Origin of the sequence: Sporosarcina sp. 6E9 (assembly GCF_017921835.1) — a bacterium.
Lineage (GTDB): Bacteria > Bacillota > Bacilli > Bacillales_A > Planococcaceae > Sporosarcina.
The window spans coordinates 611,728-630,888 of the sequence record NZ_JAGEMN010000001.1 but is presented as its reverse complement, the minus strand read 5'-3'; the positions used below and the strand labels follow the sequence as shown (position 1 = coordinate 630,888).

Annotated in this window: 24 protein-coding genes; 1 reads left to right on the top strand and 23 read right to left on the bottom strand. The window is 38.6% G+C overall.

What is annotated here, in order from left to right:
* The 5 genes from J4G36_RS03335 to J4G36_RS03315 form a co-directional block, all read right to left on the bottom strand.
* Entirely contained in the window at positions 1-933 is a 933-nt protein-coding gene (locus tag J4G36_RS03335; RefSeq protein WP_210468663.1) for an ArsA family ATPase, read from the bottom strand.
* Positions 934-962: 29 nt separating this feature from the next.
* A complete protein-coding gene (locus tag J4G36_RS03330; RefSeq protein ID WP_210470399.1) occupies positions 963-1,208 on the bottom strand; it encodes a cory-CC-star protein in 246 nt (81 codons plus the stop codon).
* Between the two features lie 80 nt (positions 1,209-1,288).
* On the bottom strand, positions 1,289-3,031 hold the full coding sequence (locus tag J4G36_RS03325) for a carbon starvation CstA family protein (protein WP_210468662.1): 1,743 nt from the start codon (positions 3,029-3,031) through the stop codon (positions 1,289-1,291).
* A 267-nt stretch (positions 3,032-3,298) separates the two neighbouring features.
* Positions 3,299-4,135: a metallophosphoesterase gene (locus tag J4G36_RS03320; RefSeq protein WP_210468660.1), complete on the bottom strand. Its 837-nt coding sequence runs from the start codon at positions 4,133-4,135 to the stop codon at positions 3,299-3,301.
* A gap of 23 nt (positions 4,136-4,158) precedes the next feature.
* Entirely contained in the window at positions 4,159-4,644 is a 486-nt protein-coding gene (locus tag J4G36_RS03315; RefSeq protein WP_210468658.1) for a dUTP diphosphatase, read from the bottom strand.
* Between the two features lie 92 nt (positions 4,645-4,736).
* On the opposite strand from J4G36_RS03315, the gene J4G36_RS03310 reads away from it, so the two are divergent.
* Positions 4,737-5,114, top strand: coding sequence for a sigma-w pathway protein ysdB (locus tag J4G36_RS03310; RefSeq protein ID WP_210468656.1), 378 nt, complete (start codon positions 4,737-4,739; stop codon positions 5,112-5,114).
* A 49-nt stretch (positions 5,115-5,163) separates the two neighbouring features.
* Here the strand turns inward: J4G36_RS03310 and J4G36_RS03305 are convergent, their stop codons facing one another.
* The 18 genes from J4G36_RS03305 to mutM form a co-directional block, all read right to left on the bottom strand.
* Positions 5,164-5,454, bottom strand: a complete 291-nt coding sequence (locus J4G36_RS03305) for a DUF1294 domain-containing protein (RefSeq protein ID WP_210468654.1) — start codon at positions 5,452-5,454, stop codon at positions 5,164-5,166.
* A 116-nt stretch (positions 5,455-5,570) separates the two neighbouring features.
* Positions 5,571-5,930 (bottom strand): 50S ribosomal protein L20, encoded by a 360-nt coding sequence (gene rplT, locus J4G36_RS03300; RefSeq protein WP_210468652.1) that lies wholly within the window; start codon positions 5,928-5,930, stop codon positions 5,571-5,573.
* 42 nt (positions 5,931-5,972) lie between these two features.
* Positions 5,973-6,173: a 50S ribosomal protein L35 gene (gene rpmI / locus J4G36_RS03295; RefSeq protein ID WP_210468650.1), complete on the bottom strand. Its 201-nt coding sequence runs from the start codon at positions 6,171-6,173 to the stop codon at positions 5,973-5,975.
* 31 nt (positions 6,174-6,204) lie between these two features.
* Positions 6,205-6,708: a translation initiation factor IF-3 gene (gene infC / locus J4G36_RS03290; RefSeq protein ID WP_210468648.1), complete on the bottom strand. Its 504-nt coding sequence runs from the start codon at positions 6,706-6,708 to the stop codon at positions 6,205-6,207.
* Between the two features lie 301 nt (positions 6,709-7,009).
* Entirely contained in the window at positions 7,010-8,941 is a 1,932-nt protein-coding gene (thrS, locus tag J4G36_RS03285; RefSeq protein ID WP_210468646.1) for a threonine--tRNA ligase, read from the bottom strand.
* A 115-nt stretch (positions 8,942-9,056) separates the two neighbouring features.
* Entirely contained in the window at positions 9,057-9,191 is a 135-nt protein-coding gene (locus tag J4G36_RS18675; RefSeq protein WP_256439546.1) for a hypothetical protein, read from the bottom strand.
* Positions 9,192-9,321: 130 nt separating this feature from the next.
* On the bottom strand, positions 9,322-10,227 hold the full coding sequence (locus J4G36_RS03280) for a hypothetical protein (protein ID WP_210468644.1): 906 nt from the start codon (positions 10,225-10,227) through the stop codon (positions 9,322-9,324).
* A 38-nt stretch (positions 10,228-10,265) separates the two neighbouring features.
* Entirely contained in the window at positions 10,266-11,216 is a 951-nt protein-coding gene (gene dnaI / locus J4G36_RS03275) for a primosomal protein DnaI (RefSeq protein ID WP_210468642.1), read from the bottom strand.
* Between the two features lies 1 nt (position 11,217).
* Positions 11,218-12,576 (bottom strand): replication initiation and membrane attachment family protein, encoded by a 1,359-nt coding sequence (locus tag J4G36_RS03270; protein ID WP_210468640.1) that lies wholly within the window; start codon positions 12,574-12,576, stop codon positions 11,218-11,220.
* An 18-nt stretch (positions 12,577-12,594) separates the two neighbouring features.
* Entirely contained in the window at positions 12,595-13,059 is a 465-nt protein-coding gene (gene nrdR, locus J4G36_RS03265) for a transcriptional regulator NrdR (RefSeq protein ID WP_210468638.1), read from the bottom strand.
* A 270-nt stretch (positions 13,060-13,329) separates the two neighbouring features.
* On the bottom strand, positions 13,330-13,998 hold the full coding sequence (locus J4G36_RS03260) for a DNA alkylation repair protein (RefSeq protein ID WP_210468636.1): 669 nt from the start codon (positions 13,996-13,998) through the stop codon (positions 13,330-13,332).
* Positions 13,999-14,119: 121 nt separating this feature from the next.
* On the bottom strand, positions 14,120-14,461 hold the full coding sequence (locus tag J4G36_RS03255; protein WP_210468634.1) for an NIPSNAP family protein: 342 nt from the start codon (positions 14,459-14,461) through the stop codon (positions 14,120-14,122).
* Between the two features lie 104 nt (positions 14,462-14,565).
* Complete coding sequence (locus J4G36_RS03250; protein WP_210468632.1) at positions 14,566-14,931, bottom strand: hypothetical protein; 366 nt, start codon at positions 14,929-14,931, stop codon at positions 14,566-14,568.
* 134 nt (positions 14,932-15,065) lie between these two features.
* A complete protein-coding gene (locus J4G36_RS03245) occupies positions 15,066-15,224 on the bottom strand; it encodes a DUF4083 family protein (protein ID WP_210468629.1) in 159 nt (52 codons plus the stop codon).
* A 286-nt stretch (positions 15,225-15,510) separates the two neighbouring features.
* On the bottom strand, positions 15,511-16,017 hold the full coding sequence (locus J4G36_RS03240; RefSeq protein ID WP_210468627.1) for a GrpB family protein: 507 nt from the start codon (positions 16,015-16,017) through the stop codon (positions 15,511-15,513).
* Positions 16,018-16,506: 489 nt separating this feature from the next.
* Positions 16,507-17,529: a glyceraldehyde-3-phosphate dehydrogenase gene (locus J4G36_RS03235; RefSeq protein ID WP_210468624.1), complete on the bottom strand. Its 1,023-nt coding sequence runs from the start codon at positions 17,527-17,529 to the stop codon at positions 16,507-16,509.
* 124 nt (positions 17,530-17,653) lie between these two features.
* Positions 17,654-18,250, bottom strand: coding sequence for a dephospho-CoA kinase (gene coaE, locus J4G36_RS03230; protein WP_210468622.1), 597 nt, complete (start codon positions 18,248-18,250; stop codon positions 17,654-17,656).
* A 33-nt stretch (positions 18,251-18,283) separates the two neighbouring features.
* On the bottom strand, positions 18,284-19,156 hold the full coding sequence (mutM, locus tag J4G36_RS03225) for a bifunctional DNA-formamidopyrimidine glycosylase/DNA-(apurinic or apyrimidinic site) lyase (RefSeq protein WP_210468620.1): 873 nt from the start codon (positions 19,154-19,156) through the stop codon (positions 18,284-18,286).
* Positions 19,157-19,161 lie beyond the last annotated feature (5 nt).

The window sequence follows — 19,161 nt, the reverse complement described above, 5'->3', positions numbered from 1 at the left end:
TCATCCTTTTCCAAAGTATTTACTGAATGCTGCGAGTTGCTTTTCACTAATGATATCTTGTGAGAATAAAGGGACGAAAATGAGTTGTTGTTTATTAAATGATTCATTTATCAACTCAATATATTGTTTTTCATGTTTTTTCCGCTCCATAATAAAATCACCATCCGCCTCTTCAGGCAGTACTTTATTAATAATTAACGTAGATACGACTAAATCGTATTTGTTTAATAGCTCGATTGCTTTTTTCGTTTCCAATATTGGCAAACGTTCTGGGTTCAGAACAAAGATAAAGCCTGTTTGCTTCTGATCGAGCAGTACTTCTCTCGCTTTTGAAAACCGCGATTGTCTGATGCGTAAAACATCGTATATTGGATCCTCAACTGGTTCGCCGTCATTGATAAGTCTTGAATAATTTTCATTGGTCGTTCTTCGCTTGTCCAGCAACCCCTTAATCCATACACCCATTAGTTCTGGTAATGAGAGTAAACGAATGGTGTGGCCAGTTGGCGCGGTGTCGAAAACGAGCTTATCGAAATTTGCACGTTCTTCTAATATAATACTAATCAATTTATCAAATAGCGCTGCTTCATCTGCGCCAGGTGATGCTTTGGCCGTGTCCAATTGGCGATGAACTTCTTCCATCATGCCCGAATGAACAACACCACGTAAATTTTCTTTCACACTTTTTATATAATTATCCGTTTCGATTTCGGGGTCTATTTCTAATGCATATAAATTATCGGCAATTTCCTTTGTTTTACCGCCAATTTCCGTACTGAAAATGTCCCCGACATTATGCGCCGGATCTGTTGAAATGAGCAATGTTTTAAATCCTTGTTCTGCAGATTGCAAAGCGATTGCAGCAGCTGATGTAGATTTTCCTACGCCTCCCTTACCACCTACAAAAATAATGTTTTTAGTTAAGACTTCCATCGTGATAGCCCACTCCCCCCTAATCTATCTCAACAACATCGAAACCCTGATAATGGTGATTTTTCCATGCCCATCCGTAAATGCCAGTCATGAAATTTCTCCATCATATAGGGGTACAACTCAAGTGTATAATAATAAGCAGGATTCGGAATCCCAATCATTTCAGAATATAAGAGTAGTAGAAATAAATCATCCTCATCCCGTAACTCGCTTGCAACTTCTCGGCGATGCGGCATACTTAAAACTTCTTCGTACCAATTCACAAGCGCTTTCATTTTACTCCGCAAATGATTCCCCCCTCTTTGATAATATGTAAAGAAGGAGCCCTGCTATAGCAGGATCCTTCCCATTTCAATCACTCGTCTTCTATTATTATCTTATCATCATATTTGCCTGATAGGGCGGAAAATGCGGTCAGCATAATCCAAATCGCGAACACGAAGATGATTGCACCAAAGATAAACAGTAACATATTTGAGTTACTACCGAACCATGACCATTGGAAAATGACTTGCTGGAACATCGCCCACAGCGTCATAAACATGACGAATACCATCGGAATTATGGTAACAAGATAATTCCTGCCGAGTCGCTTCAGCCAGATCGAAATGAGCAACAAGCTTATCCCCGCCAATAGCTGGTTTGCTGTTCCAAATAACGGCCATAGCAGATATCCGCCAGAACCTAACCCTTGTGGACCTTTTGGAAGTAATACCAGTGCCGCACTCGAAAATACTGCAAGCGATGTTGCGACATGTTTTTTCTCCAATACTGGCATTTTGTATTCGACACCTAGTTCCGCAATGATATATCGCATTAAACGAAGGGACGAGTCAAGCGTAGTAGCCGCAAAGCTAACGACGATGATTGAAACGATTGTTGTTGAAATACTTGCCGGGATACCGAGTCCAGATGCTAGATTACTAGCGCCTTTAATAAAGACTCCAAGTCCACCCGAACTTGCAGCACCGAAACTTGAATACGTCGCAAGAAATTCTTCTTTACTTGGAAAGAATGTAATCGCTGCAATAATCGCTATTAAAGCTAATACGCCTTCACCTACCGCACCCAAATATCCGACAAAACGAGCATCAGTTTCTTTATCAAGTTGTTTGGAGGATGTTCCCGAAGAAACAAGCCCATGAAAACCTGAAATCGCTCCACATGCAATCGTTATGAAAAGAAGCGGAAACCATGAAACATCGCCTACTGCTGTATTGGTTATCGGTGCCGTAATTTTTGGATTTACAAATATTAATCCTATATATAAGATTCCTAATCCAACAACTAGCTGATGTGAGTTTATAAAGTCACGCGGTTGTAAAAGCTTCCATACAGGTAAAACCGATGCGATATATACATAAATCATTAATACGACAATCCAGATGAAGAAAGCCGTAGATACCGCGCCGAGTCCAAATAACCCTGTACCGGCATCACCGCCCATATACCTTACCAAGTCAATTTGAAGAAAACTGTATTGACTCGAAAATATGGCTGCAATATACATGACTGCAAGTGCAATTAGTGATGGTACAAGCATCTTTTGTTTCTTTTTATATACGATATGGCCAATCCAAAGAGCTAGTGGAATCTGTATAAATACCGGAAGTACACTTGCCGGGAATTGAATGAACAAATTTGAAATAACCCATGCAAAAACAGCATTGACCATCAATACTAAAATCAAAATGATAAATAAGAATAATATTTTTGCACGCTGACCAATCAATCTATGCGCTAATGTACCGACAGATTGTCCTTTATTTCGAACAGATAATACGAGTGTTCCAAAATCATGGACTCCTGCTGCAAACACTGTCCCTAAAATAACCCACAGAAACGCTGGTAGCCATCCCCAATAAACAGCAATTGCAGGACCAACGATCGGCGCGGCACCCGCGACAGATGTAAAGTGGTGCCCCCATAACACAAACTTATTTGTAGGAACAAAGTCCACATCGTCTTTGTAGCGATGTGCTGGCGTAATGTAATTCGGGTCGAGACGAAAGATTTTTTCTGCCACAAATTTCGAATAGTAACGATACCCTAATCCCAAAATAATCATTCCAATTAGCGCTAGTACAATTGCATTCATAAACTTTTCTCCTCCCCCATTATTTAATCTCCCAATCAGACACACTACATTTTTCACATCACCTCCGTCTTAGTGCTCAATTTTTAGTTTTCCATCCATCATATGAAGAATTGACTTCAAGAAGAATGGAACAATAGAATTCAATATTCACTCAATTAAACTGATTAGACACGTAATTTAGAATTAAACATATACCTTTGTTGAACTTTGTAAAATTGGGCATAGAAAAAGGCATTAACTTGTCTAAATAAACAAGTTAATGCCGCTTTAATAATCTTTTTTTAACGTCACGACAACAATTTCAGGCTTGTTAAATACTCGAACTGGAAAAAGACTATTTCCAATTCCACGACTGACTACTAGTTGGCTGCCTTCTTTTTCATGGATTCCAGATGTCAGCTTAGGAAATATTCCTTGACCAGGTGAAATCACTCCGCCAATACCAGGAATTCGAATTTGTCCGCCGTGTGCATGGCCACTGAAAGTTACATCAACTTCATTTTTCACATAAACATCAAAGTATTCTGGGCGATGAGATAGCAATATAGTAAAAGTTTCTTTTGGAACCTCGTCAAATGCCTTCTCTACAGCTCGTTCTACTGTAACTTGTTCGTCACTCGCACTGCTTAACGGATCTTCAATTCCTCCAATTGCCATCACTTCACCTTCAGCGGAAGAAATAATTTTCCTGTCATCGGACAGAACTTGAACGCCTAACTCTTGTAAAGAACCCTTAATTCTATCAACATCGTTTATAGATATTTCATGGTTTCCAGTTACATAATAAATGGGTGCCACATCTTTAATCGCCTCAACAAGAAGCAAACTTTGCTCTAAGTCATAACGATTTCTATCTATGAAATCACCAGTTATATAGATGGCGTCAGGTGCAATCTTCACGACCTCATCCACAATATCCGCGTGATTTTCACCAAACATCGCGTCATGTAAATCGGATAGCTGGATGATTGTATAACCGTCAAAATTAGCTGGCAGTCGTTTCGATGTCAGCGTATAATTTGTTGTTCCTACGGTTGTATTTCCTTTATAGATAATGAAACCGATAATCCCAAGAGCAACGACGGCTAGCAATAATTTGCGCATTTTTTTATCCTTTCTACAGGCGTTTAATAGCCTACTTTTTGGCGTTTATAATTTTCCTCATTTTTCATGATATAAGCTTGGATAATAGCATCATGTGTAAAGCCTAGTTTATCCGCAATAGAGCCATAATGAACCCATACATTGCGATATGATTCCAAAGTGAGTTCCTTTAAAAAGTATGTAATCGACTCTGTCGTTTTCAAAAATAATTCAGTTAGTTCGCCTTCGACTTTTCCTTCAGGCCAATTAGTCATTTTTTCGAAGCCTAGTTCAATGCCAAGTGATAATAAAAAATGAATCGAATCGACATATTCTTCAAGGATAACTTCTATATCAGATGGACCTTTTGTACTCCAAAATTTAAAACTCCGCGTTTCATTTGCCAATTCTGCAAGTTCTACAAGAAGCGCAAGACCTTTTGATTGAAAGACATTTTCGTTTGTAACCCGTTGTTTTTGTATAAACGCGTCTAATTCTGTTTGCATTTCAAATAGTTTTGTCAGTTTCATGAAAAAACCTCCGATTTATTTTAATTAAAGTGAAACTTTTTGCAGAGTTAATCGTATAGAAGAGAAGTATATATTTGATAAGGGGGATCTATATGGGACTCGTGATCCGCTTTTTGATCATTGCATTTATAATTTATTTATTTTACCGGGGGATTCGTTATTTATTCGACCCGAAGCGTAAACTGGATGATGCTTATGAAGAGGAACGTTATTATTTCTATGATGATGTAAGAAATGTGCGTAAAAACTTCTTCATTACTTATAAAGGTGCAATGTTTGAAGGTGAAAAATATTTAGGTACGACAGAAACCTCATTCGATGTTGTCTCTATTTTTGTTTGGGTAAAAAACGAAGCTAAACTTCAAGGTTTTACTAAAGATGATTTTAACTTCCTAAAAGCTGAAATTCTATCCAATTATCCGACTGCAAAAATTAGTTGGAAAAATCCAATCGAAAAATTAATGAATTAATCGTATTAAACGCTGTCAGGCATGCTACCTGCATTCTTTGACAGTTTTTTTATACAAAAGAAGTAGTCGGTAGCGTCACGCCAAATAAATAAAGTATTAGCACCCCATAAAGAATCGCTAACATTAGAAAGCCGATTCGAAATGATGTGTGTCTAGTTTTATGGCGGAACAGTTGCATGCCAAAATAAGCACCGATTCCTCCGCCAAGCATCGCAAGCAACCACAAGTTTTTTTCAGGAACCCGCTGTCCTTTTCTCTTCGATTGGCGTTTGTCGTAACCCATCGCCGCGAACGTCCAAACCGACATAACTGCAATACAAATGAGTGCCACTGTTTGCATTCGCACTTCCCCCTTTCCTATAGTTTACACTTAAATTATCCCATTGGGGAATTAAAAATCAAAAACCGCCTACACTTGAATTTCTTCAAGCGATCAGGCGGTTTAGTTTTCATTACTTATTTTGCAACTGCTTTTTTCGCTGCATCTGCAAGTTGAGTGAACGCTTGTGCGTCAGACACTGCAAGGTCAGCAAGCATTTTACGGTTGATGTCAATTCCAGCTACTTTTAAGCCGTGCATCATATTGCTGTATGAAAGACCATTCATACGAGCAGCCGCGTTAATACGTGTAATCCATAGTTTACGGAAATCACGTTTTCTCTGACGACGGTCTCTGTATGCGTAGTTAAATGATCTCATTACTTGTTCGTTTGCTGTTCTATAAAGTCTATGTTTAGAACCATAGTAACCTTTTGCTAATTTTAAAACGCGATTACGGCGTTTACGTCTTTCTACTCCACTTTTTACACGTGGCATAGTAATAACCTCCTGCTTTTCTGTTCGAATTTAGTATTTTTATTATTTTAGGTATGTGATCATTTCACGAATGCGTTTGTAGTCTCCTGAAGAAACAAGTGAAGCTTTACGCAGGTGACGTTTTGCTTTTGTCGTTTTGTTTGCAAAAAGGTGACTTGTGTAAGCACGGCCACGTTTTACTTTTCCAGTGCCTGTCTTTTTGAAACGTTTTGCTGATCCACTATGTGTTTTCATCTTAGCCATAAATGGTTCCTCCTAAATCTTTCATTGTACCTTATTTCTCGACAGTCGGTGCAAGCACTAAGAACATGCTTCGGCCTTCCATCTTCGGTCTCTGTTCAATTGTTGCTAACTCTTTACATTCTTCAGCAAACCGGTCAAGTACTCGTTGCCCGATTTCCTTATGCGTAATCGCACGTCCTCTAAAACGAATCGATGCTTTTACTTTGTCCCCATTTTCTAGGAAACGAATTGCGTTACGAAGTTTCGTTTGAAAGTCATGTTCATCAATAGTCGGGCTTAATCGCACTTCCTTGAGAAGAATAACTTTCTGATTTCTTCGTACTTCACGTTCTTTCTTTTGTTGCTCAAACTTGAACTTTCCATGGTCCATAATTCTAGCAACTGGCGGTTTTGCTTTCGGTGCTACGAGAACTAAGTCCAAGTTAACACGCGTTGCAATTTCCAGTGCTTCGTTACGAGTTTTGATTCCAAGCTGTTCGCCATTATGATCAATCAGACGAACCTCGCGGGCACGTATGCCCTGATTTACGTTCATGTCTTTGCTAATAGTAATCCACCTCCGGGTAAACTTGTCTCAAGAATAGATAGTTTGGATATAACCAACTGTATAGGAAATAAAAAAGCGAGTAGACAAATTGGATTTGTCTACCCGCATATGTGTACGCACATCAACATGTACGATACTTCATAAATGTGCTGACCTGCTAACAACGTTTTCGCGTCAATCAGGTGAGAAGCGGGTAGCCTCTTCTTATACCACAAACTATATTCATTAATTAACTTACCTTAATCATCTTACCATCCTGAACAACAGATGTCAACCATTACATTTAAGTTTACTTCGATACTTCTGCTGATACTATTTTAATAAAGTCTTCAAACTGCATGCTTTCGGATTGCTTCTCGCCGTATTTACGAACGTTTACTTCACCGGATTCAATTTCTTTATCTCCAAGAACAAGCATATACGGTACCTTTTGCATTTGAGCTTCGCGAATTTTATAGCCGATTTTCTCATCCCGCTCATCAAGTGCTACTCGGAATCCAGCTTCCACTAGCTTCTCACGAACATCATTCGCATAGTCGAAATGTGCATTTGGTGAAACTGGAATGACTTGAACTTGTACTGGTGCGAGCCACGTTGGGAATGCGCCTTTATATTCTTCAATTAAGTACGCAACGAAACGCTCCATTGTTCCGACAACACCACGGTGAATAACAACTGGTCTGTGCTGTTTGCCGTCTTCGCCGATATAAGTTAAGTCAAAACGCTCCGGTAGAAGGAAATCAAGTTGAACTGTGGATAGAGTTTCTTCCATACCAATTGCTGTTTTCACTTGAACATCCAACTTCGGACCATAAAATGCCGCTTCGCCTTCAACTTCAATGTACTCAACATCAAGTTCATCCATCGCTTCTTTCAGCATTTCCTGTGCGCGTTCCCACATTGCATCATCATCGAAATATTTCTCTGTATCCTCTGGATCACGATAAGAAACACGGAACGAGTAGTCTGTGATATTAAAGTCTTTATAAACATCGATTATTAATTGAACGACTTTTTTAAACTCATCTTGGATTTGATCCGGACGAACGAAAAGATGCGCATCATTCAATGTCATTCCGCGTACACGTTGTAATCCAGAAAGTGCTCCTGACATTTCATAACGATGCATTGTACCAAGCTCTGCGATTCGCAGTGGCAAGTTTCGATAAGAATGAATCCCGTTTTTATAAATCATCATATGATGCGGGCAGTTCATCGGACGAAGGACTAAATCTTCATTATCCATCTTCATGACCGGGAACATATCATCTTGATAGTGATCCCAGTGACCACTTGTTTTATACAGTTCGGAACTACCAAGAACTGGTGTATAGACATGATCATAACCCAGTCTTTCTTCTTTATCTACGATATAACGTTCAATGATACGACGGACAGTCGCTCCTTTTGGCAACCACATTGGAAGTCCTTGCCCAACTTTTTGTGAGTTCATAAATAAGTCAAGTTCTCTACCTATTTTTCGGTGGTCTCGTTCTCTAGCCTCTTCAAGCATTTTCAAATGCGCCTTAAGATTTTCTTTTTTGAAAAAAGCAGTTCCATAAATACGTTGTAGCATTTTATTATCTGAATTACCGCGCCAGTATGCGCCGGCAATGCTTAGCAGCTTGAATTCTTTTAGTTTTGCAGTTGACGGAAGGTGCACACCGCGACATAGATCAACGAAGTCACCTTGTTCATAAATTGATACTTGTTCATTTTCAGGTATCGCTTCAATCAACTCTAATTTGTACTCGTCACCAATTTCTTTAAATAGTTCAATTGCTTCTGAACGTGAAACATCACGACGAACAATTTCAATATTTTCGTTGACGATTTTCTTCATTTCTTTTTCGATTTCTGGCAAGTCATCTGCAGTGATTGGAACGGATGAGTCGATATCATAGTAAAACCCATTTTCAATTACTGGACCCACACCGAACTTTGCATCTTTAAATAGACGTTTTACTGCTTGTGCAAGAACATGAGCCGAGCTATGGCGCAAAATTTCTAATGCTTCTGGTGATTCAGGTGTAATAATCGCAATTTCTCCGTCAGTTGAAATTGGCGTTTTAAAGTCAATCAATGTACCGTCTAACTTTCCCGCAAGCGCATTTCTGCGAAGCCCTGGGCTAATTGATGCCGCGACCTCTTCCGTAGTTGTACCTTTTGGAAATTCTTTTACTGCTCCATCTGGAAATTGAAGTTTAATTTCATTTGACATTTTCAAACACTCCTTTTAAATTAAAAAACAAAAAAAGCCCCATCCCTGGAAAGGGACGAAGCTTTAGCTCGTGGTTCCACCCTTCTTCTCTTAATGAACAGATTAAACTCTGCCATTAAAGAAGCTCTGCTTCGGCTAACGGGCCGGATCCGTCATTGGCTACTGTAAGTTCGCCAATGCTGCTCAAAGGTGGTAAATTGTGCGTCACACCTACAGGGCTTCCAGCCAAATTCGGAAAGATACAATTCAATCTTTCCCTCAATGTCCCCGTTCTCTGGCGGTTAACGAAACAATTATTGTCCTTGTCTATGCATTTAAATACTTATTAGAGATGAGTATACGACGAATCAAAATGAATTGCAAGTAAATTCTTTGAAACTTTATTTAACATCGAATTCATGAACTGTTGTAATGTTGTTCACATGGTGAGCTTTTACTATATACTTTCCTTTTTTCACAGGTGTAAAAGTAGTATATGCATTGACTGTATCGCCTGACTGTAAATTGAATTTGCGATTTGCATCTTCACATGGACCATAGGTTTCCGGTAATTCAATGACTTCATTATCTACTGTCACTGTAAATTCGATATCTAATTGGCAGCTATTTTCACTCAAGCTAATATAATTGTCGCCTGTATTCGTAAGCGCTCCGGATACATATATTGGCTTGCCGGTTTCGAATTTGCTTTCAGTAACGATGTTTAGTTGAAGTGATCCTAGGTTAGATGAAGATTCTTTCACATCAAACTTCTCATCAGTCCCAACTGTCACTAATTTCTTTACTAATGGCATATTTGCATAGTAAGCAGAGACGATATATTTCCCATCTGTCGCTGCCGTGAATTGCGCCTTTGTATCAAGTGAATCGCCTACCAAAACTTCGATATCCTCTGTTAAGTCTTTACACTGTGGCGGCGATTGTCCTTCTTTATATTCTTCGAATGGTGTTAAAACCAACGTAACTTCTTCAGTACATTTACTGCCTGCTTTTAACGTAACCGGCCCATTATATGTATTTTTCAGAGATGCCTCAACTTCAAATGGCTTATCTGCCTCCAATTGCTCGCCCACTGCCATCGTTAATGTGAATGGCTCAAATGTAAATGAATCCGTATTATCGTTCTCAGTATCTGTTTCCCCTGAATCGGCTTCTTCATTATTATTATTATTCGATTCAGTAGTCGATTTTTCAGGTTCGTTAGTCTGGTCTTGATTGTTGAATAGAAAAGTTCCCAATACAATCAGTGCAATTACGCTTACTAAAGCGACGATTAACCTTCTCAAAAAAAATCCCCCATTACCCTTATGAATGATACAAAAGTTTATTTGTTTCGTCTGTTTTCTCCACTTAACTTTATATCAGTCGAAACCATTTGAATTCTTTCCATGATACGCCTTGCTTTCACAACATCTTTATCGCCCCGTTGCGTATACGTTAAGTGATTCTCTAGTTCATCGTAGCTCAAGTTCGACGTGAAAAAAGTTGGAAGTTGTTCAGCCATTCGATGTTGCAATATCGTGCCAAGCACTTCATCACGCGTCCAGGCAGACATTGCTTCAGCTCCAAAATCGTCTAAAATTAGTACTTGCGCTTTTTTAACAAAGTCTATTTTTTCATTTAATGTTTGATCTTGTATCGATTGCTTGATTTCGCGTAAAAATTCAGGAACATACACGACAATCGTTTTAACACCACGATTTGCAAGTTCATTTGCCAGTGCCCCTAGAATAAATGACTTTCCGATTCCAAAAGGCCCGTAAATATATAATCCACGTTTCGGCAATTCTCCAGTTTCATCAAAGCTTTGTAAAAACTCATTTGTAGCCTCTACAACGGAGATTCTGCTCTCATCTGAGGTTGCAGTCAAATCGATATCATGTAATCGTGCCTCCATCACATCTTTTGGCATATGCATACTCTCAATCATTCTAGCTGTTTTCCGTTGATTTTCATCAACTAATTTAGATGGACACTTGATATATTCAATTTCAATAAGGTCACGTTTAATGACTAGTTTTGGTTCAAACCCGTTCATGATATTTGTACAGTTGGATAAATCCGAGCACTTATCGCAGCCATGCGAAGCAGTTGAATACTCATAAAGTTTCCCTAAACTCCGATCAACCATCTGTTCATTGACCACAGTTGAATGTTCAGATAAAAATTCTTGAACACCTGGGTTCCCCATAATTTCAATCCGCAAATCATCATAGCGTGCCGCAAAGTTTGGTGCATTGACCACGCGTTTTAATGCATCTCCAAGTGGTTCCATTTCACTTCACCTCAGTCCTTCTAGCATTCAAATTTTCAAGCAATTTACGTCGACGTTCTTCCACGTCTGGGTCCATCTTTTTCGGTTGTTCTTTCTTTTCATCTTTTTTGAAAAACCATTCAGGAACCATGGCTTCACGACCAGATCCCCTTCTATTCTTAGAAGCTGGTTTTTGGCCTTCATTTTTCCACTGCATATATTTGTCATGTTCTTTTCGAGAAAATTCCAAAGCTTCTTTCGCAGTGCTGACTTTTTTGTTCATCCAATGCGAAGCGATTCGCTCTACATAATTATTTGTTATTTTCCCATCATTACGGATATGCACATATTGCAGGAGAACGTTAACGACGCCTATTGGCAAGTCATGCGTATTAATGAGTCGTTCAGCTAGTTGAACATCCACAGAAAGTGGTTCTTTATCATTTAAATCACGCAACATATCGACAGGTGGCGTGTTCTCAAGATAATGCAGCAATTCGTCTTCACGGGAAAGAGTTTCCTTTTGCACCGTTTCTGGTTGTGGTTGTACATAAACTTTTTGCAATACGGGTGCTTCTTTTGAAATGCTCATTTTATAATAATCTGCAGCCGCGCGTCTAAGCCTGGCATCAGGTAATGCCAAATCCTCATCCAACGCCATCATTATCACTTTCTGCATATCGAGCGGTGTTAAAGAATAAAGAAACGCTAATTTCGAAATTGTTTCTTTCGGTACAGATGCCAGTGCAGCTTGAGGCACCATTTGTTCGGACAATCCAGATTTCAAGAGATTGAAATCGAAATCATAATTGACGAATGGGACTCCCTCTGATTGACTCCGGTCAATAATTTCTGTGCTCTCGTCTATACCAGAACCATTGCTAACTGGTTTGTAAACGTCAAGAAATGTTCGTGAGACGTCTTTAAAACTTTCATCTTCTGCCGTTGTGACCGCAAAACGCGCTCTTAAATTTCTGTATGGTTGTTCACCAATTTTACTAAATAAAAATGTCGATAATAATGGGTCATTAAAAAATTCTTTTGCACCCAGCGGTGAGTATAATTTATAAATAAATGACCGTGCATCTCCATCTCTTTTCACATATGTACGCAATAAACCAATTGCTTCGAGTGAAATCCGAGCTTCAAAAATAGGTTCCAAAGGCATCGATAATAGATTCATAAGATAATAGTGCGTATATTCTCTGTCCCCATCGTATTCGGCGTCAGCCCAAAGCGTCATGAACAAACTCATTGCATCTGAACCGATTAACGGTTGATAAAATAATGTTAGAAGTTGCCGATCATAGTCCGATATTGGGTGCGACAACTGTATTTTGAATGAATCCACTGGCTGTAATTCTTTATAGAGCGCAACCATTTAAACCTACACCTTCCATTAATTCTCTACCGATTTAGTTTGAAGATTTTTCAACTCATCAATAAATACGGTAATATCCTGGTAATCACGGTAAACAGATGCAAATCGAACATAAGCAACTTCATCGACATTTGCGAGTCTTTCCAAAACCAATTCGCCCAAATCACCTGAATTCACTTCCGCAACACCTGAACTTCTTAAGTCTTTTTCGATTTCATAAACAATATCTTTTAAATCATCAAGGTTTACAGGACGCTTCACACAAGCACGAATTAGTCCGCGAAGGATTTTATCCCCATCGAATTCATCCCGCGAACCATCTTTCTTTACGACAATAAGAGGTGCTTCTTCATTTTTCTCGAATGTTGTAAATCGAAAAGCGCATGACTCGCATTCCCTACGCCGCCGAATTGACGTGTTGTTATCAGCAGGTCGTGAATCAACAACTTTTGATCCATTAAACTGGCACGCTGGGCATTTCATAAGATACTCCTCCACTTTTCCCTATTATAGTATATTAATTATAACAGAAAAAGTCGGTAAACAGAACAAAAGCATTGATTATGGATGATTAATGGGAATCCAACAAAAAAGTTCCTATAGTTCCTGTATATTAGGATTTGCTATAAAAAACTTAACATATCTCCAAGAAGACCTAAAAGCGTTTAAAAAAAGTATTATCTTGAACGAGGAATTAGACTTATGACTTTATTGAGGCTTCTGCATCAAACCACACTAATTTTACGTAGGTAACTATTTATTCTGTCGTTTGTTAACCTCAATCGTTATGAACTCAGGCAAATAGCTAGGCGTACATCCTCTGGATACTTTTTCATCCTTGTAAAGACCCGTTTTCTCACCAATTTTAATACAACGTACACGATTCTCTTCATCATAAACGCCGATCCAACCTGCGGTGAAATTCATAGCCCATTGAACTTCCGGTTCTTCCTGCGAAATCTTAGCTTCTATTGCAGTTAGCAAATCTTCAGTGTTATCAGGAGGTGTTTGTCCAGTCCATCTCAATCGCCCTTGATAATACCAGTAAGTTCGTCTTTGAAGAGTAAAAGGACTATTTTCCCAAGACTCCATCATCGCAATTCTCTTCTTGTCTTTTGTGAGCTGATTTGCCATTAACCAATCCATTAAATTATTTCGTTCATCAATTTTGTGTATCTGCATATCCTCAGTAAGCTTATTTAGCACATCTTGTGAAAGAAGACTTTTGTCCATTATTAAGATTGCTAATAATCTGGGCAAGAACGCTTCTGTTGACCAAAGTTCCAGAGCTAGTTCATGATCTTTTTTAATGTCCTTCGCTATTTTTCGTAAGTCGCCTAACATTGTTTTACTATTGATCTTAGATAAAATGTTTTCTGCTTTTGAAGAATGTTTTATTTCTGTTCCTCTACTTTCGTTCATTTTATACAACTCCTTTTATTATGCTCAGTATATTTATTATAGCTCTTCAGCAAAATCGGTCCAATTGACGCACATCCTTATTCAATAAACGCACCCGATTCTTGAAGAAAATCAGTTAACATTACTCCATCAAAGTTGTTTTTATTTCTTCGTTCCTAACTTCTAATAAATAGTTATTAATGACGTAATCCCTTCCACCATGCTTATCATACCAATCCTGAACTCGTTGCACGTGCGCTTCGTCACTTCTTACGCTATTTTCAATTTCAACGTAATCCTCGTAGCTGTCATATTTCCAAATAGCGAATATCTCGGTTGTTTTTTCACCTTTTGGGATCATCCATCTGCCGATTAATTGAGCACCATGCTTTAGCTGATTAGGTAAGTTATTCTCATTGAAATGAGCATTAAATACATCAACAAATTCATTCTTTACAATGTAAAATTTCCTTCTATAAAACAAATTTACACACCCCATTCCTCTGTAATAGTACTTAGACTAAATGGCCTGTTAATGGCATAAAGTTTGTACAACAATCGTGCCGGTTAGTTGAAAAAAGAAATTTTCTATCCTTCAAGTAATGCATGGTATACAATTTCTTCGTTTTCCAATTCAATGATCAACATATAGGTATCATCATCATTTGCCATATATACTTTCGTACCTACGGGTAATTGAGTAGCTGCACCGTCTTTAAACAACCATTTATTACCGGTTTGTCTGATGATTTCACCGAGTTCTTCACCTTTTCTAAGTCCTAATTCTTGAACCGACACTGTGTTGGAAGCATTCGAATAGACCAGACCTTCATTCCATTGAAAGATATCCGCATCTCCATTTTCTTTTAGAATATCACGTGCTGTTGGATTACCTAAACTTTGACAACCAGTTAGAAAAGCCAAAAATATTAGACTAATAGTAATGTTTCTCATAAATACCTCCTGTTAATCATACGGAAAGTACTCTTCACTTGTTTCATCATTTCATATCTTATTGAACTAAATGGCCCATTAATAGAATATGATTTGTTCAACAATCGCACCCGATTGTACGAAGATTTCTCTTCTCACTTGTTGCTGTTTTCTTTATCTAACAAAGTGATTAACTTATCTAATTTCCGTTCTATCCTCTTATTGCTCTGAATTTTCTTCTGTTGATTACTCAGTAATAAACTAAACATTAACGCAAGAAAACAAACAAATGTGACGCCTAACAACACTTGCATATTTATTCAACTCCTTTTAGCTACTAGCGAAATAGCTATAGTTTTACGGAAATTTTTCCTAGCAACTAATCGAATTTCTAGACAGTATCTATACAAGAATTTGGCACGTTTACGTGATCTGGACGCAATCACTTTTTAAGCAATCGCACCCAATTGTTTAATGACACTTCATTACTTTTCACACCGTCTAGCAAGACAAAACCAAAGACAGCTATTGTTTGGACTGTCGGATTACCAAGAAAAATCTCTTGTGATATAAACGGCAGTATACTTATAGGTAAATATTTTAATCGCTTTTTAATTGCTTAAATTCAGGCGTATGCATTATCTTACTGAAGAAATTATTTTTCGCTCCCCTATAAACTTCCATATCTTTTCCATCAAATTTCTTTTTTAATTCATCATACTCTATTCGATATTGATCATTTTGTAGTAAAACATCTCGAAACTTCCAGAAGAAATCAAATTCTGAGCCTATAATAGTCAGCTGTATGCCTAAAGGTAGTGTTTTTGTATCATCTTTAAATGCCCTAAACTCATTTGTTTTTATACTTCCATCGTTGAGTTCATACACAGTAGACAGTGCTTTGACAGCCTCATTAAATTGAGTTTCTGAAACACGTACTTGTATATCCAAATCTCCTTTAGTAAGACTGTTTGGTACAGCCGTACTACCAACGTGTTGTACATCAGCGTTAGGAATTAGCTCTTGGATGAGATTCCTTTGGGAGATGAAGGTCCCCTCAGCATCGCGTTTAAAGTTTCCTTGATCATTAAAGTTTACACATTCCATAAAACCCCTCTTTTCCTCTCTAGAATGCATTTTGACTCAATAAAAAAAAAAGCAAATGCCTCATTTTCACCTTTTAGAAAGTAGCCACAATACTTACCCCTCATTATTTACAAATCCTTATTCAACAAGTTTGTTGAATAAAGTACTTATTAAAAAATCCAAAATTAGTAAAACAAGTATAGCATTTATAATTGAACGAGGTTTGAATTTTCACATTAATTCCCTGCGAGGTGGTATTAGTTGATAGGAGTGGTGGGCAGCGACTCCCGCGGAATTTGCGGAGTTGGCGAGATAATTGGAAAAAAATTCATTTTTCCTTTGGTGAGCCCCCCCAGGTAGCGCGGCAAACGAGGACGCTCACCGGCCCCGCCCGCAACGGAAATAAACCGCCCAAGTACAAAACATGTACTTGTTCAAGAATATAAAAAAAGTACAGAAAGGAAATTGTATAACTTCCCTTCCATACTTATAAATTTAACTCTTAATTACTCAAGCACTTAATCTCAAACTTAAAGCATAGCCAACTCTTTTCGCCAAATCCACAACCCGTGCAGAGTAGCCCCATTCATTGTCATACCAAGCAAGCACTTTTACTTTTCTTGTGCCCATGACAATCGTAGAAAGTCCATCAACAATCGCAGATTCCGTGGTCGTATTTAAATCTACAGAAACCACAGGATCTGTTGTATATGCAAGAATTCCTGACATATTTGACTTTGCTGCTTTTTTGAATGCATCATTTACCATTTCCACAGTTACATCTTGTTTTAAATCAACAACCAGATCAACAAGCGAAACATTCGGCGTCGGTATACGCAGTGCCATACCATGAATCTTTCCCTCTAATTCTGGAAGAACCAATGACAGCGCTTTCGCAGCACCCGTCGAAGTCGGAATGATAGACTGGGCGCATGCTCGTGCTCGACGTAAATCTTTATGTGGGTTATCTAAATTATTTTGATCTGTCGTAAATGCATGAACAGTCGTCATCAATCCGTTCTCTATTCCGAAAGCATCATTCAGTACTTTGGCAACTGGTGCAAGACAGTTTGTCGTACAACTAGCATTTGAAATAACCTCATGTTTATCAATATCAAGCTTTTCATCATTCACGCCCAGGACAATCGTGATATCTTCATTTTTACCCGGTGCTGTTAAAATCACCTTTTTAGCACCCGCTTTTAAATGAAGAGCCGCCTTGTCACGCGCGTTAAATTTACCTGTCGCTTCTATAACGATATCGACACCTAGCTCTTTCCAAGGAAGTTTAGCAGGATCTCTTTCCGATACAAGTTTCACTCGTTTCCCATTGACAACAAGCGCATCTTTTTCACAAATGATTTCACCCTTAAACGTCCCGTGATTTGTGTCATACTTAATTAAGTGAGCAAGTGTTTCCGATGGATATGATGCATTTACCGCAACAACCCTAACATCATCCTCCAAAATCATCTGACGGAAAACCATTCGTCCAATTCTTCCGAACCCGTTAATCGCAATAGAAGTAGTCATAGATAAATCCTCCTGTAAGTATGTTATACTTTATGCACTCATTTCGTCTATTAGTATAACATATAATATATGAGGAAAACACATTTAAATGACAAATCCAGCTGTTCTAATCTTCTGTAAACAACTACAATTTCAAACCCCAATCTTCTAGTAGGGTTTCTACCTGCCTTTTGGTTTCTTCGACCGTACCGTTGTTATCGATAATCGCATCTGCACCGCTCTCCTTTTCACTCATTGGAAGTTGAGAAGTAATTCGGTCTGTGGCTTCTCGTTCGGTCAAGTCATTTCTTGCGATAAGTCTTTGTTTTTGAATCTCTGGCGTTACTGAAACGACAATGATTTTCTCAACAAAAGATTGTAGTTTACTTTCAAATAACAGCGGAATATCCAAAATGACTGTTTTGGCTCCATCTGAAATCCATTGTTCTTTCTGGCGGATCATTTCATTTCGAATGGCTGGATGAATAATAGCGTTTAACTTATTACGCTCTTCTCCGTTCTTAAATATGCGTTCGCCAAGTTTTTCACGATTCAAAGACCCGTCCTCATTCAAAATTTCATCGCCAAAGTGTTCGGCAATTTTCTTAATCACCGGCGTGCCCGGTTCAACGACTTGACGCGCGATTTTATCGGCATCAACGATTGGAAAGCCCCTTTCCTTTAGCATATTGGATACAGTACTTTTTCCACTCGCAATGCTTCCAGTAAGACCAATAATCATATGAACCTCCACCTCCTTCCTTCATTCGAATACTCATCGTTGACATTTCGGACAGTACACCGACGTTCTACCCGCAATCCTTACACTCTTCGTGTCCGTTTCGCAATTGAGGCATACTTTTCTACCGTACATTTTCAAGCGATTCTGCATGCCGCCTGATTCACCGTTAATATTTCGATAATCAGAAATCGTGCTACCACCAGCATCAATGCTTTCTTGTAATATGTCGACAATGACATAAAATAGCTCAGTCTTTCGTTTTAAACTTATTCGTCTGGCTTTTCGCGTTGGATGTATCTTCATTTTAAACAGCGCTTCTGTAGCATAGATATTCCCGCAACCAGAAATAACTTGTCCGTCCATGATGACTTCTTTTATCGGTTTTTCAGCATATTTGGGAAGTTGCGCTAAATCTAGAAAATGGCTGTGTGCAATTTCATCAAACGGCTCGGGTGCCATTTTAAGTAGCGGCGGATGATCCGCTTCCACATTTAGTAACCGAAGTTCGCCGAAACGCCGAATGTCGGAATAGACAAGCAGTCCGCCGTCTTCCATCGTAAAAATCACATGAATATGTCTACGAAACTTTAGTTCTGAAACTTCATCAATGGAATTGACAACGAACCACGCCCCCGACATGCCAAGATGGCTGACGAGGAGGTAGTCGTTATTCCCTTTTTGTAAGTTCATGTAAATATATTTACTGCGCCTGGTAACATTCACAATCGTCATTTTTTTCATTTGTTGAATAAAGTCAGCTGTGGACATTCCTTTAATAATCGCTTCTCTTCCCTGCGCTTTCGACTCTATCACGATATCTGAAACCGTTATATCTGATACAGTTCGTCCGATTGCCTCAGGTGCAAATGCACGAACTACGCCTTCAACTTCTGGTAATTCAGGCATTTAAT